Source organism: Paraburkholderia dipogonis (assembly GCF_046027395.1).
GTDB classification, from domain to species: Bacteria; Pseudomonadota; Gammaproteobacteria; order Burkholderiales; family Burkholderiaceae; genus Paraburkholderia; species Paraburkholderia dipogonis_A.
Genome location: NZ_JAQQEG010000005.1, coordinates 141,582 through 153,966, shown reverse-complemented (window position 1 = coordinate 153,966; position 12,385 = coordinate 141,582). Strand labels below are relative to the sequence as shown.

10 protein-coding genes are annotated in these 12,385 nt (G+C 61.6%); 3 read left to right on the top strand and 7 right to left on the bottom strand.

Going from position 1 to position 12,385, the window contains the following annotated elements; genetic code table 11:
* Nucleotides 1-42: 42 nt before the first annotated feature.
* From PQR32_RS07395 to PQR32_RS07385, 3 genes are read right to left on the bottom strand one after another with little or no spacing between them, the layout of a single operon-like run.
* The gene (locus tag PQR32_RS07395) at nt 43-849 is read right to left on the bottom strand and encodes an NAD-dependent epimerase/dehydratase family protein (protein WP_408223766.1); all 807 of its coding nucleotides are present in this window, start codon (nt 847-849) and stop codon (nt 43-45) included.
* 32 nt (nt 850-881) lie between these two features.
* Nucleotides 882-1,625, bottom strand: a complete 744-nt coding sequence (locus tag PQR32_RS07390) for a GntR family transcriptional regulator (RefSeq protein ID WP_408223763.1) — start codon at nt 1,623-1,625, stop codon at nt 882-884.
* A 53-nt stretch (nt 1,626-1,678) separates the two neighbouring features.
* Nucleotides 1,679-3,418: an IlvD/Edd family dehydratase gene (locus PQR32_RS07385; RefSeq protein WP_408224033.1), complete on the bottom strand. Its 1,740-nt coding sequence runs from the start codon at nt 3,416-3,418 to the stop codon at nt 1,679-1,681.
* Nucleotides 3,419-3,562: 144 nt separating this feature from the next.
* Here PQR32_RS07385 and PQR32_RS07380 point away from each other — a divergent pair, with 144 nt between their 5' ends.
* On the top strand, nt 3,563-4,561 hold the full coding sequence (locus PQR32_RS07380; protein ID WP_408223760.1) for a 2-hydroxyacid dehydrogenase: 999 nt from the start codon (nt 3,563-3,565) through the stop codon (nt 4,559-4,561).
* 41 nt (nt 4,562-4,602) lie between these two features.
* The gene (locus PQR32_RS07375; RefSeq protein WP_408223757.1) at nt 4,603-5,532 is read left to right on the top strand and encodes a dihydrodipicolinate synthase family protein; all 930 of its coding nucleotides are present in this window, start codon (nt 4,603-4,605) and stop codon (nt 5,530-5,532) included.
* A 65-nt stretch (nt 5,533-5,597) separates the two neighbouring features.
* Here PQR32_RS07375 and PQR32_RS07370 read toward each other — a convergent pair whose 3' ends face one another.
* From PQR32_RS07370 to PQR32_RS07355, 4 genes are all read right to left on the bottom strand, one after another.
* Nucleotides 5,598-6,764 carry a mandelate racemase/muconate lactonizing enzyme family protein gene (locus PQR32_RS07370; protein ID WP_408223754.1) on the bottom strand — a complete coding sequence of 389 codons (1,167 nt, stop codon included), beginning with the start codon at nt 6,762-6,764 and terminating at the stop codon, nt 5,598-5,600.
* Nucleotides 6,765-6,864: 100 nt separating this feature from the next.
* Nucleotides 6,865-8,157, bottom strand: a complete 1,293-nt coding sequence (locus PQR32_RS07365) for an MFS transporter (protein WP_408223751.1) — start codon at nt 8,155-8,157, stop codon at nt 6,865-6,867.
* 71 nt (nt 8,158-8,228) lie between these two features.
* On the bottom strand, nt 8,229-9,536 hold the full coding sequence (locus PQR32_RS07360; protein ID WP_408223748.1) for an MFS transporter: 1,308 nt from the start codon (nt 9,534-9,536) through the stop codon (nt 8,229-8,231).
* A gap of 100 nt (nt 9,537-9,636) precedes the next feature.
* On the bottom strand, nt 9,637-11,184 hold the full coding sequence (locus tag PQR32_RS07355; protein WP_408223745.1) for a UxaA family hydrolase: 1,548 nt from the start codon (nt 11,182-11,184) through the stop codon (nt 9,637-9,639).
* Between the two features lie 235 nt (nt 11,185-11,419).
* Between PQR32_RS07355 and PQR32_RS07350 the strand changes: the two genes are divergently transcribed.
* Nucleotides 11,420-12,358, top strand: a complete 939-nt coding sequence (locus tag PQR32_RS07350) for an SMP-30/gluconolactonase/LRE family protein (protein ID WP_408223742.1) — start codon at nt 11,420-11,422, stop codon at nt 12,356-12,358.
* The last annotated feature ends 27 nt before the right edge of the window (nt 12,359-12,385 follow it).

Genomic DNA, 12,385 nt, shown 5'->3' with positions numbered 1-12,385 from the left:
CTTTGACGCGGCCCAATCGTCCCAACGACGGACCGCCCACGCTCAATCGATCCGCAGCGGTTCAGCGTCGAATTCGACCATGCAGCCAGGGCCGCCATGAAACAGCGCTTCGCGCGCATCTTCCACCTTTCCCGTTGCCGCGATCTCAGCCGCGTACAGTTCGGCATCATCTTCCGGCACGTACCCGAGATAGCGCACGTTGGCATTGTCCCAGCGATTGCGCGCGTTATTGGATACGCCATACACGACCGCAAAGTGGAAGTCCGGATAGTCGATACAGCGGCGCGCCACCTGCACCATGTCGCGATGGCTGATCCATGTGAAGAGGTGGCGCGGTACGGTTGGCCTGTCGTCCGGGCGAAACGAGCCGATACGGATGCAGGCAACCGACATGCCATGCTTGTCGGCGTACATCCGGCCTAACGCCTCGCCGAACACCTTCGAGATGCCGTAACGGCTATCAGGGCGCGGCACGACGCTGTTGTCGATCATCCGGTCGCGACGATGAAAACCCACTGCATGGTTCGAACTCGCGAACACGACGCGCTTGACGCCTGCTTGCCGCGCCGCTTCGAACACGTTGTAGCAACCCTCGATGTTCATATCACGGATGCGCTCCCAGCGATCCTCGTCAGGAATGCCGGCGAGATGCACGACGACGTCGACGCCCTCCATGACCGGCAGAAGATCCTCTAGCCGCGTGATGTCCGCGGTCACGATTTCCTCGCCTGCCCGCGCCTCCGCCTGCGGCGCAATATCGGCGAGGCGCAGCGCATAGTGGCCCTGGAAACCAGCGCGGAGCACGCGCCCAATGTGACCGGCCGCGCCGGTGATCAGTACTCGAGTCATTGATACCCTCTGTGTGATTCAGGTAAAAACAGTTAATCGGTTTCGCCTTTCTGTATGGCGTAGCCAGCCGAGCGGCGATGATGCGCTTCGAGATACGCATCGCGCGACGGCACCAGGTGGTCCCGGCATAACCTGATCAACGATTCGCGGTCGCCGGTCCGGAGCGCCTCGATCATCTGATGATGCTCGGCACGAGCCTTCTCCAGATACTGAGGAAACACGATAGATACTGAACGGATCGCATGCGTGCGGCGTTCATACTCGCGAATCGCCTCAGTGAGAACCTGGCTTTCCGACAACGCAAAGAACGCATGGTGAAAAGCCATGTTCGCGCGGAACACGCGCCGCAGGTCGCTGGCGATGGCCGCTTCGTCGTGCTCTGCCTGAATTGCCGTTAACCCATCGAGCGCCTCGCTACTGACCGGAAAAACGATGCGTCTCGCCGCGTCTGCTTCCAGCAACTCGCGTAGCGCATACAGTTCAGTGACCTCGCGCGGTGTAAACGACTTGACCAGCGCACCTACATTCTTGCGGCGCTCCACCAGGCCGCGCCGCTCCACCTCCGCCAGCACCAGACGTGCGACGTGGCGCTTCAGGTTGAAGCGCTCGCACAGATCGTCTTCGACGAGCCGTTCGCGCGGATGCAGAACGCCAAGGACGATCTGCTCCTCGAGCTCGTCTGAGACGCTGCGCAGCGTCTCGTCGATATTGCGATCGCGCTCGACCGTCTTCGCAGTGGGTGCATCGGAGCGTTTGGGCTTGGCAGCGTTGCTCATAAAAAGGATCCGCAAAATGATCTAAGCCGCGAGCCTATACGAAAATATGATCTTTAACCCTTGTTTCCGTTGCCGGGAACGGTCGCGGTAATCCGGGTAGCTTGCAGAAAGTCAAAGTCGCAGCCCTGGTCGGCCTGAGTGATCGTGGTCAGAAAGAGCTTGCGATAACCACGCTCGTCGGGATCGGCCTGGCGGGCCGGCAACGCAGCGAGGCGAGCCGCAATTTCCTCGTCACTGAGGGCAAGTTCGATAGACCGTTCTGCCACGCTCAGGCGAATCCGGTCGCCAGTTTGTACGACCGCGAGAGGACCGCCGATAGCCGCTTCAGGTGTGACGTGCAGGACCACTGTACCGGACGCCGTGCCGCTCATGCGGCCATCCGAAATGCGCACCATGTCTTTGACACCCTGGCGGCCGAGCTTGCGCGGGATCGGAATGTAGCCCGCTTCCGGCATCCCGGGAGCACCGACCGGGCCGATCCGCTTGAGCACGAGTACATCATGTGCTTCAACGTCCAGTTCCGGATCGTCGATACGGCGAGCCAGATCCTCCGCGTCCTCGAAGACGACGGCGCGCCCTTCGTGCTCCATCAAGCTGGCGCTCGCCGCTGACTGCTTGATGATCGCGCCGCCCGGCGCCAGATTGCCACGCAGCACCGCAATACCACCTTGCGGAAAGATCGGGCGGTCAAACGGGCGGACAACTTCTTGCGGGAAGCTCGCCGGGGCGGCATCCAGCTCCTCGCCGAGCGTGCGGCCGGTCACAGTGAGCGCGTCGAGATGCAGCAGGCCTTTCATCTCGCGCATGACCGTGGTCAGCCCGCCGGCACGATGCAAGTCTTCCATGTAGTGCTGTCCAGACGGCTTCAGATCGACGAGGACGGGCGTCTCGCGCGCCATCCGGTCGAGCTGCTCAAGGTCGATGCGAATCCCGAGGCGGCCCGCAATCGCCGTGAGGTGAATGATGCCGTTGGTCGAGCCGCCGATTGCGAGCAGCACCCGCAACGCGTTTTCGATCGCCTTGGGCGTCAGGATGGTCGCCGGACTCAGGTCCCGACCGATCATCGCCACAGCCTGCGTGCCGGTGCGCTCCGCGATGCGGATGCGATCGGCGGTCACGGCAGGCGCAGACGCGCCGCCCGGCAGCATCATGCCCAAGGCTTCCGCAATGCAGGCCATGGTGCTTGCCGTTCCCATCACCGAACAGGTCCCGACCGTTGCGACGAGCTGATTGTTCACCGCTTCGATCTCGGCTTCGTCAATCTGGTCGCCGCGAAAACTTGCCCAGAAACGACGGCAGTCCGTACATGCCCCCACCCGTTCACCGCGATGCGAGCCCGTGAGCATGGCACCCGTCACCAGCTGAATAGCGGGAACGCCCGCCGCCGCCGCACCCATCAATTGGGCCGGGACGGTTTTGTCGCAGCCGCCGATCAGCACCACTGCGTCCATCGGCTGGGCCCGGATCATCTCTTCCGTGTCCATCGACATCAGGTTGCGCAGGTACATGCTGGTCGGATGCGAAAAGCTCTCGGCGATCGAAATCGTCGGGAATTCGACAGGCAGCCCGCCAGCCAGCATCACGCCGCGTTTTACCGCCTCGATCAACTGCGGCGCGTTGCCATGGCATGGGTTGTAGGCACTCCCCGTGTTCGCGATGGCCACGATGGGACGCGACAGCGCGTCGTCGGTATAGCCCGCACCCTTGATGAACGCCTTACGCAGAAAAAGCGAGAAACCTTCATCGCCGTAGTTCGTCAGCCCCTGCCGCAAGCCGCTTTTCTTCTCGTTCATTGTCGCTCCTAAATCGTCGATGAGATTATCAATAATCTTGACGGGAATGTTACCGATACTTATAGTCTCTCCGCAAGCGATTCTTTTTTGTTGCGGTCGATGCCGCATATCAACTCTCTCCAACAGCCTTCCGCCGAGGTCTTCATGAAGCATGTCGTGGCCTATCGTTCGTTGCCTCCTGCCGTGCTGGGGCTTCTTCGTGAGCACTGTTCCGTCGAGCTGGTCGACGTTTCCTCTGGCGACCTCGCGCCGTTCAGGCACGCCTTGGGCGCGGCTCACGCAATGGTCGGCAACAATCTCAAGATAACGCCTGAGATCCTCGATGCGGCGCCTTTACTCGAGGTCGCGTCCACCATTTCGGCCGGCTTCGACGCGTTCGATGTCGCCGAACTCTCGCGCCGCGGCATCGTTCTGACGAATACGCAGGAAGAAGTCACCGAAACCACCGCCGACCTCGTGTTCGGCCTGATCCTCGCGACCGCCCGGCGCATCTCGGAACTTGCCGACTGGACGCGGCGCGGCCAGTGGAAGCGTACCGTCGGCGAGGCGCAATTCGGTGTCGACGTGCATCACAAAACGCTCGGAATCGTCGGGTTGGGGCGCATTGGCAGCGCGGTTGCCAGGCGCGCCGCCCTAGGCTTCGGCATGGACGTGATCTATTCCAACCGCTCCCGCAACCCGGAAGCAGAGGAGCGCTACGGCGCGCAATGGCGGCCGCTTCCCGAATTGCTCGCGACTGCGGACTTCGTTTGCGTGCTTGTGCCGCTATCGCCCGCCACCGAGCGACTGATCGGCAGCGCCGAGCTCGGGACCATGAAGCCGTCGGCCATCCTCATCAACTGCGCTCGCGGCCAGGTCGTCGACGAAGTCGCCCTCATCGAACACCTTCGTGAAGGCCGCATTCGCGGCGCCGGTCTCGATGTGTTCGAACGCGAACCGGTGTCGCCGGACTCGCCGCTGCTCCAGTTACCGAACGTGGTAGCGGTGCCGCATATCGGTTCCGCTACGCAACAGACGCGCGAAAACATGGCCATGCGCGCGGTACGCAATCTCATCGACGCACTCGACGGCCAACTCTCGTCGACCTGTGTCAATCCCGAAGCGCTCCACGCCCGCTCGTCTGCGCAACAGATCCCGGGCTGAATGGCGCGAAACACGCTCACTTCAATCAAAAGGAACACGCGATGACTTCAGTCAACCGACCCCGCGGCGTTTACTCGCCCGTGGTCACGCCGTTCACAAGAGACCTTCTTCCGGATCACGACCGCTATGTCCGTCATTGCCGATGGCTGATCGATCAGGACGTCGGACTCGCTGTTTTCGGCACCAACTCGGAAGCGAACTCGCTCGCAGTCCGCGAGAAAATGAAGCTGCTCGAAACGTTGGTTGGCGCAGACATTCCGCTCGATCGTCTGATGCCGGGCACAGGCTGCTCGGCCCTCACCGACACAGTCGAACTGACACGCCATGCGCTGTCGCTGGGCGTGAACCATGTGCTGACGCTGCCGCCGTTCTTCTACAAGGGCGTCACCGACGAAGGTTTGTTCCGCAGCTATGCGCAGATCATCGAACGCGTGGGTTCCGACGCACTGCGCATTTATCTGTATCACATCCCGCCCGTGTCCCAGGTACCGCTCAGCCTCGCGCTCATCGAGCGGCTGCTCGCTGCATTCCCGGGCGTGATCGCCGGCGTGAAGGACAGTTCGGGCGACTGGAGCAACACGCAGGCCATGCTCGAGCGCTTCCAGCCGCATGGCTTCGATGTGTTCGCCGGCAGCGAGACCTTCCTGCTGGCCACCCTGCGGGCGGGCGGCGTTGGCTGCATCACGGCAACCGGCAACGTCAATCCGGCGGCTATCGTGCAGTTGTATCGTGACTGGCAATCGGCCGACGCCGATGCCCGTCAGGCAGCACTGGATGCCACGCGTGCGGTGTTCGCCAGGTTCCCGATGATCCCTGCGCTCAAGGCAGCGATCGGCGTGTATTCGAACGATCCCGACTGGGGCGTCGTACGTCCTCCTCTCGTCGATCTGACACCCGTGCAATGCGATGCGCTCGCCGCCGCACTCCGCGAAATCGGCTTCTCGATGCCGGGGGTCGAAGTCACCGCCTGACGCCTTGAAGAAAATCCGCCGGTTGCATACGCAACCGGCGTTTCTAGCTATTCAGTGCTTCGGCTTCACGCCCAATCGTCCAGCGCGTATTCGTTCAGCGCGGCTTCATCGAAGTCGAATCCGAGGCCTGGACGAGTCGGCACGGTCAGGTTGCCGTCTGCGAACGACAGTTGCGTATCCACCAGCCGGCGGAAATTCAGCACCTGATCGTCAGGGAAAAATTCGACATAGCGCGCATTGGCCGTCGACGCCACCAGATGCACGTGCAGATCGTGGAACCAGTGCGGACACATCGTCACACCCACGGCCGCGGCCGACGCCGCAATCCGTCGCCATTCGCTGATCCCGCCGCAAACCGCCGCGTCCGACTGAAGGATCATGGCCGCGCGCTTGTCGAGCAGCTCCTGATGCCGCCAACGCCCCGCTTCTATCTCACCGGTCGCAACGGTCACCGGCGTGCGTCGGCTCAGTTGCGCATGACTTTCGATGTCGTCAGGACTGAACGGCTCTTCGATCCAGTACGGGTTGAACGGCTCGTACCGGCGCATGTATTCGAGCGCGGTCGGAACGTCGGACCAGGCGTTGTTGGCGTCGAGCATCAGCAGCACGTCGTCGCCGACCGCTTCGCGGGCGGCCCTGATCCGCGCTTCCTCGCTGCGCGGATCAAGCCGTCCTACCTTCATCTTCACCGCGCGAAACCCCAGCGCCACATAGCCCGCCATTTCCTCGCCGAGATGCTCGGGTGTCTTGCCTTCGAGGTAGTAACCACCGCTGGCATAGGCCGGCACGGTGGCGCTAGATGTGCCGCCGAGATAGCGGCTCAACGGCAGGCCCGCAGCGCGTGCATTGCGGTCCCACAAGGCGATGTCGAGGATAGACAGCGCCCGCATGACCGAGCCCGCACGCCCTTGCAGCAGTGACTCGTCGTACATGGCGCACCACGAGCCTTCGACATCGAGCGCGGAGCGCCCACGCAACAGCGGCGCAAACAGTTCGCGCACGGCATACGTGACCAGCATGCCGGCGCGGTTGCCGCTGTAGCAAAAGCCGATGCCGTAATGGTCATCGGCTGTCGTGACGCGCACCACCGTGTAGTCGCGGGCAGTGACGAGGCGGGTCGAGAATGCAGTGTGGCGGTCAAGCGGCACGCGGATGGTGCGCGCCTCCACCGAAACGATCCGCGAACGTGTCTGATAATCGGTTTGCTCGGCTTCAACGATGACGTGTTTCATGGCAGTAGATCGACTCGAAAAAAACGACGATACCCGCGCGGCCGCGGGCGGGTGCCTCCGCCTGCGCCGCCCCGACTCCTTGCGTGGCGGGACGGACCGTTTATGCGGCGGTGGTATGCGTCCCGGCTGTCTCGCCTGCCGCGCGCCGGCCGATGACCAGCAGCATGGCCAGCACGCCGACCAGATCGACCGCCGCGCCGAGCATGAAGCCGCTGCTGTAACCGCCGAAGTACTGGACCGCTATCCCCATCATGGTCGGACCGACGATGCCCGAGATGTTGCTAATCAGGTGAACAAAGCCGCTTACGCCGCCAAGATGCCTGCCCGGCACAAGCTCGTGCATGGTGGCCCAGCACGCCTGCGACGAAGCCGTCAGGAACAGCACGGCGAACGCGACAAGCAGGACGGCGGGCGTCACGGAATCGACCATGCTGACGCCCACCAGAGCGAGACCCGACAGCGCGAGCGGCACGATCGCCGAGACCTTGCGCGCCAGCAGTTTGTTGCTCATGCGCTTGAAACACGCGTCGGCGACCAGGCCGCCGCCGAAGTATCCGATCCCGCCGCATGCCCATGGCACTGCGCTCAGAAAGCTCATGTGCTTCATGTCGAGATGCAGCGCGTTGGTGAAATAGCTCGGCATCCACGAAATGAACACGAACAGCGTGTAGTTCACCGCGAACAGGCCGACGCCAAGTGCGAGCGTGCTCGGACGAAACAGGTAGCTGCGCAGCGGCGTGCTTTCATCGCCGCCTTCCGCCGGATGGGCCGCACTGCGGCTCGCTTCGACCATCTGGCGTTCGGCCTCGCCGACCCGCGTGCTTTGCGCCGGCTTGTCGGTCGCGAACATGCGCCAGGCGACGATCCACACCAGCCCGAACGCCGCGATAATCACAAACGACGTGCGCCAGCCGTAGGCAATGGCGATCAATCCGACCACCGGCCCGGCAATCGCACTGCCTACCGTCTGGCCCGAAAACGTAAAGCCGACCATGGTCGCGGTTTCATGCCGGGGAAACCAGTTGGTGATGGTCCGGTTGGTTGTCGAATTCATCGGACCTTCGCCGAAGCCGAACAGCGCCCGGGAGATCAGCAGCGTGCCGAATCCAGTCGCGGCCGCAGTCAACCCGCAGAGAATGGACCACGCCCCCATCGCCCAGGAGAAGACCCGGCGCGGTCCATACTTGTCGGCGAGTTGTCCGCCGACGAATGCGAAGATGGAATAGCCGAAGAAAAAACTGCTGAACACCACGCCGAGTTGCGACGGTGAAAGATCCAGCTCCTTGTTGAGAACAGGCGCGACCACGCCAAGCGCCGCGCGGTCCATGTAATTGATCGCGCCCGCGACAAACAGCAGCAAGGCGACAACGTAGCGATACTTCCCAGTCTTCATGTTGTCTCTATTCCATGTAATTGAGGATACCGAATTGCTATCTGGCACTTCTCTCGAGTGCCATGCAGGTACTACTTGTTGACAAGCCTGGCGGGAAGCTGCGTCAAGATGAGACATGCGGAGACAATCAGCGACCCCGCAATCAGGAACAGGCTCGAATCAAGTGAATGCGTGACCGTCTTTAGCCACCCGACGAGCGCAGGGCTTACGAAGCCTGCGAGATTGCCCGTCGAATTGATCAATGCAATGCCGGCGGCCGCACCAGTGCCGCCGAGGAAGGAAGTGGGCAAGGCCCAGAACATGGGTAAGGCCGTAATCACGCCCGAAGCGGCAAGCGTCAGGCCAAGCAACGCAATATACGTATTGTTGCCCGCGTAGGCGCACATCACGAAACCCACAGCCGCCATGCATTGCGGCAACACGACGTGCCAGCGGCGTTCACGCGTGCGGTCCGCGTGGCGGCCGACCACAATCATCAGAATCAAGGCGGCAAGATAAGGCACGACGGTGAGCAGGCCGATGGTGAAGGCGTCCGTGATTCCGGAACTCTTTATGATGGTTGGCTGCCAGAAGCCAACCGCATAGGAGCCCATCACGATACCGAAGAGTATCGTGCACAAGGTCCAGACTTTGAGCGACGTGAAGACCTCGCGCACGGAACCGTGGCTTTTGGTGCGTGCTTCCGCGTCGATTTCCGACGCAATGAAGTCGCGGTCTTGAACCGGCAGCCACTTGGCGTCCTTCACCCGGTCATCGAGGAACCAGAAAATGACGGCTGCCAGGATCAGCGCGGGGACGGCTTCCAGAATGAACAGCCACTGCCAGCCGGCAAGCCCCGCGTTTCCCGCGAGGCGCTGCATGATAAAGCCCGAAATCGGGCCGCCGACAATGCCCGCCACCGGATTGCCCGCCATCAGGAAGGCAATCATCTTGCCGCGCCGATGCGATGGAAACCAGTAGGTGAGATACAGCACCAGCCCCGGGAAAAAGCCCGCTTCGGCCACGCCCAGAAAGAAACGCAATACGTAGAACATCGTGGGCGTGGTGACCCACGCGGTCGCGGCCGAGAGCACGGCCCACGTGAGCATGATCCGGGCGATCCAGCGCCGCGCGCCGAGCCGGTGCAGCAGCAAGTTGCTCGGCACCTCGAAGAAGAAATAACCGATGAAAAAGATGCCGGCGCCGAAGCCATACATCGCCTCGCTGAAGTTCAGATCGCTGAGCATCTGGAGCTTGGCGAAGCCCACGTTGACCCGATCCAGATACGCCACCACGTAGCAGACGAACAGCAAGGGCATGAAGCGCCAGGTCACTCGCGTGTAGATCGAGTTGCTTGCCGCGCTGTCAGGTAGTTGTATTGCCGGGGTTTGGGTACTCACGGGCTGTCTCCGCTATTTTGTTCGACTACCTACAGGCGGCGGTTTTACTTATAGGTGTAAATGGCCGTTCGCCCTCGCAATGCGCTGAGCCACTGCGGACTCAACTCATGATGCCGATCTGCCACGGCACGAATTCGTGATCACCTAGCCCGAGCATTTCGCTTTTTGTGCGCTCGCCCGACGCGGCTGCAAGAATCGCGTCGAAGATTTTCTGACCCGTACTCTGGATCGACGCAATGCCATCCAGGATCCCACCGCAGTTCAGATCCATGTCTTCGGTCAGACGGGTGTACATCGGTGTGTTGGTGGCGAGCTTCAGCGATGGCACGGGCTTGGCGCCGAACATCGAACCGCGCCCCGTGGTGAAGGCAATAAGATTTGCGCCGCCTGCAATCTGACCTGTCGCGGAGACGGGGTCGAAACCGGGGGTGTCCATGAATACGAGTCCAGGTTGCTTCACCAGCTCGGCATATCGATACACTTGCATCAGCGGCCCGGTGCCGCCTTTCATCGCTGACCCAATCGACTTTTCGAAGATGTTCGCCAGTCCGCCCACCTGATTGCCAGGGCTGACCTGGCCGTTGATCTGAACGTCTCGACCGACCGAATACTCGTCTTTCCACCAGCGGATCCGCTCAACCAGTTTCTCGCCGACTTCGCGGCTGACCGCACGCCGCGTGAGCGTATGCTCCACGCCGTAGATTTCGGGTGTTTCGGAGAGGATGGCGGTGCCGCCATGACGGACCAGAAAGTCCATCGCCGCACCAAGCGAAGGATTGGCGGTGATCGAGGAAAAGCCGTCCGAGCCGCCGCATTGCAAACCGATTTTCAGGTGGCTTGCGGGAACCGTCGTGCGCTTCACGCGATTGGCGTCGGGTAACAGCGCCTGGACCGCAGCTACGCCGGCCTCGATGGTCCGACGGGTGCCGCCGTTCTCCTGCATGATGAATGTGTGCAGCCGCGAATCAGCCTTCAGACCTTCCTGATCCATCAGTCCGGCCAGTTGGTTGCGCTCGCATCCCAGCCCGACAACCAGCGCCGCGGCAAGATTGGGATGCCGCGCGTAACCCGCCATTGTTCGGCGCAGCAGCGCCATCGGCTCACCGCTCATTTCCATGCCGCAACCGATCGAGTGCGTGAACGCGACCACACCGTCTACGTTGGGGTACTCCGCCAGCCGTTCCGGCGTGAACCATTCGGCGATCCTGTGCGCGACCGTGGCGGAACAATTGACTGTCGACAACACGCCGATGTAGTTGCGCGTGGCAACCTCGCCGTTATCCCGCACGATGCCCTGGAACGTGGCGCGCTCGGCTTCGGGCACCATCTCGACGGGCCGGTAGTCCGCGCCAAATGCGTAGTCCCGGTCGAACTCACGGAACTCGACGTTATGGCTATGGACCATCGTGCCTGGCGCAATATCCGTCGCGGCGAAGCCGATCACCACGTTGTATTTGCGAACCGGCTCGCCCTTTTTAATGGGCGTCGCCGCGATCTTATAGCCTGCGGCCACCTGGCTGCGGCAAACAAAATCTTCCGCTGGAACCGGTGTACCGATTGCGACGTCGATGCGCGCAATGACCACATTGTCAGCGGGATGCAACCGAATCACTGGCCCGGTTACGTTCTTGCTCGTCATCTCAGTCATCAGGCATTGCCCTTCTAAAAATTTGCGCCGGGCGGTCAAAAAGGCATGAAACGAGTAATCGCTTTCTTACATAACCGCTACGGCCGATGCATCACGGCTCGAAGCTCTGGAATTTCAAGCATCTTATGGCACTTCATTCCCGAATTCAAGAGAAAGCGCTTACTCATTTCCCTTTATACTACCGCTCGTGCCGCCGCAATAGGCGGAAATGCCGGGTCCTGAACAGGAGAGTGAGATGTGGCAACAAGCTGAGCGATACCCCGACCCGCGGGTGATTTCGCTAGACCCTTCCTTCGATAAATACCGCGTGGCCTTTTCGGCTGTCGAACGGCTGGCCACCGGTTACCGGTGGACCGAAGGTCCGGTATGGTTCGGCGATGGACGTTACCTGCTCTGGAGCGACATTCCGAACAATCAGATGCTGAAATGGGAGGAGGAAACGGGCGTAGTCAGCGTGTTCCGGAAGCCTTCCAACTACGCGAATGGCAACACCCGCGACAGACAGGGGCGGCTCGTTACGTGCGAGCACGGCCGCCGCGTCACACGCACTGAGTACGACGGCAGCATCACCGTCCTTCTCGATTCCTTTGAAGGCAAACCGCTTAATTCCCCCAACGACCTGGTAGTGAAGTCGGACGGTTCTATCTGGTTCACTGATCCGCCGATGGGCATTTCAGGACACTACGAAGGAATCAAGGCAGAGCAGGAACTCCCCCACTCCGTATATCGGATCGATGGCGTGACGGGCGAAGCGTCCGTAGTCACTCGCGACTTGAAAGGGCCGAACGGCCTGTGCTTTTCGCCCGACGAGAAGCTGCTCTACATCATCGAATCGCGCGGTGTGCCCAACCGGATGATCCACGCCTATGAAGTAGACGCGGATGGCCGCGGAATCGGCAAAGGCCGGATGTTTTACGACGCGGGCGCCGGCACGATCGACGGAATGCGCGCGGACATCGACGGCAATTTGTGGTGCGGCTGGGGCATGGGCAATGACGAGCTCGATGGCGTCATGGTTATTTCGCCACAAGGAAAGATGATTGGCCGGATCGCCCTGCCCGAGCGCTGCGCGAATTTGTGCTTTGGCGGACGCGCGCGTAACCGGCTGTTCATGGCGTCGTCGCAGTCCATTTATGCGGTGCACGTCAACACGCAGGGCGCGCTGGGTGGATAGCCCCGTTCGCCACGAAACGTATCACGA

Bases quoted from the DNA above. Each gene is read 5' to 3' on its own strand.
- PQR32_RS07395 (WP_408223766.1), bottom strand. From the start codon at position 849: ATGACTCGAGTACTGATCACCGGCGCGGCCGGTCACATTGGGCGCGTG.
- PQR32_RS07390 (WP_408223763.1), bottom strand. From the start codon at position 1,625: ATGAGCAACGCTGCCAAGCCCAAACGCTCCGATGCACCCACTGCGAAG.
- PQR32_RS07385 (WP_408224033.1), bottom strand. From the start codon at position 3,418: ATGAACGAGAAGAAAAGCGGCTTGCGGCAGGGGCTGACGAACTACGGC.
- PQR32_RS07380 (WP_408223760.1), top strand. From the start codon at position 3,563: ATGAAGCATGTCGTGGCCTATCGTTCGTTGCCTCCTGCCGTGCTGGGG.
- PQR32_RS07375 (WP_408223757.1), top strand. From the start codon at position 4,603: ATGACTTCAGTCAACCGACCCCGCGGCGTTTACTCGCCCGTGGTCACG.
- PQR32_RS07370 (WP_408223754.1), bottom strand. From the start codon at position 6,764: ATGAAACACGTCATCGTTGAAGCCGAGCAAACCGATTATCAGACACGT.
- PQR32_RS07365 (WP_408223751.1), bottom strand. From the start codon at position 8,157: ATGAAGACTGGGAAGTATCGCTACGTTGTCGCCTTGCTGCTGTTTGTC.
- PQR32_RS07355 (WP_408223745.1), bottom strand. From the start codon at position 11,184: ATGACTGAGATGACGAGCAAGAACGTAACCGGGCCAGTGATTCGGTTG.
- PQR32_RS07350 (WP_408223742.1), top strand. From the start codon at position 11,420: ATGTGGCAACAAGCTGAGCGATACCCCGACCCGCGGGTGATTTCGCTA.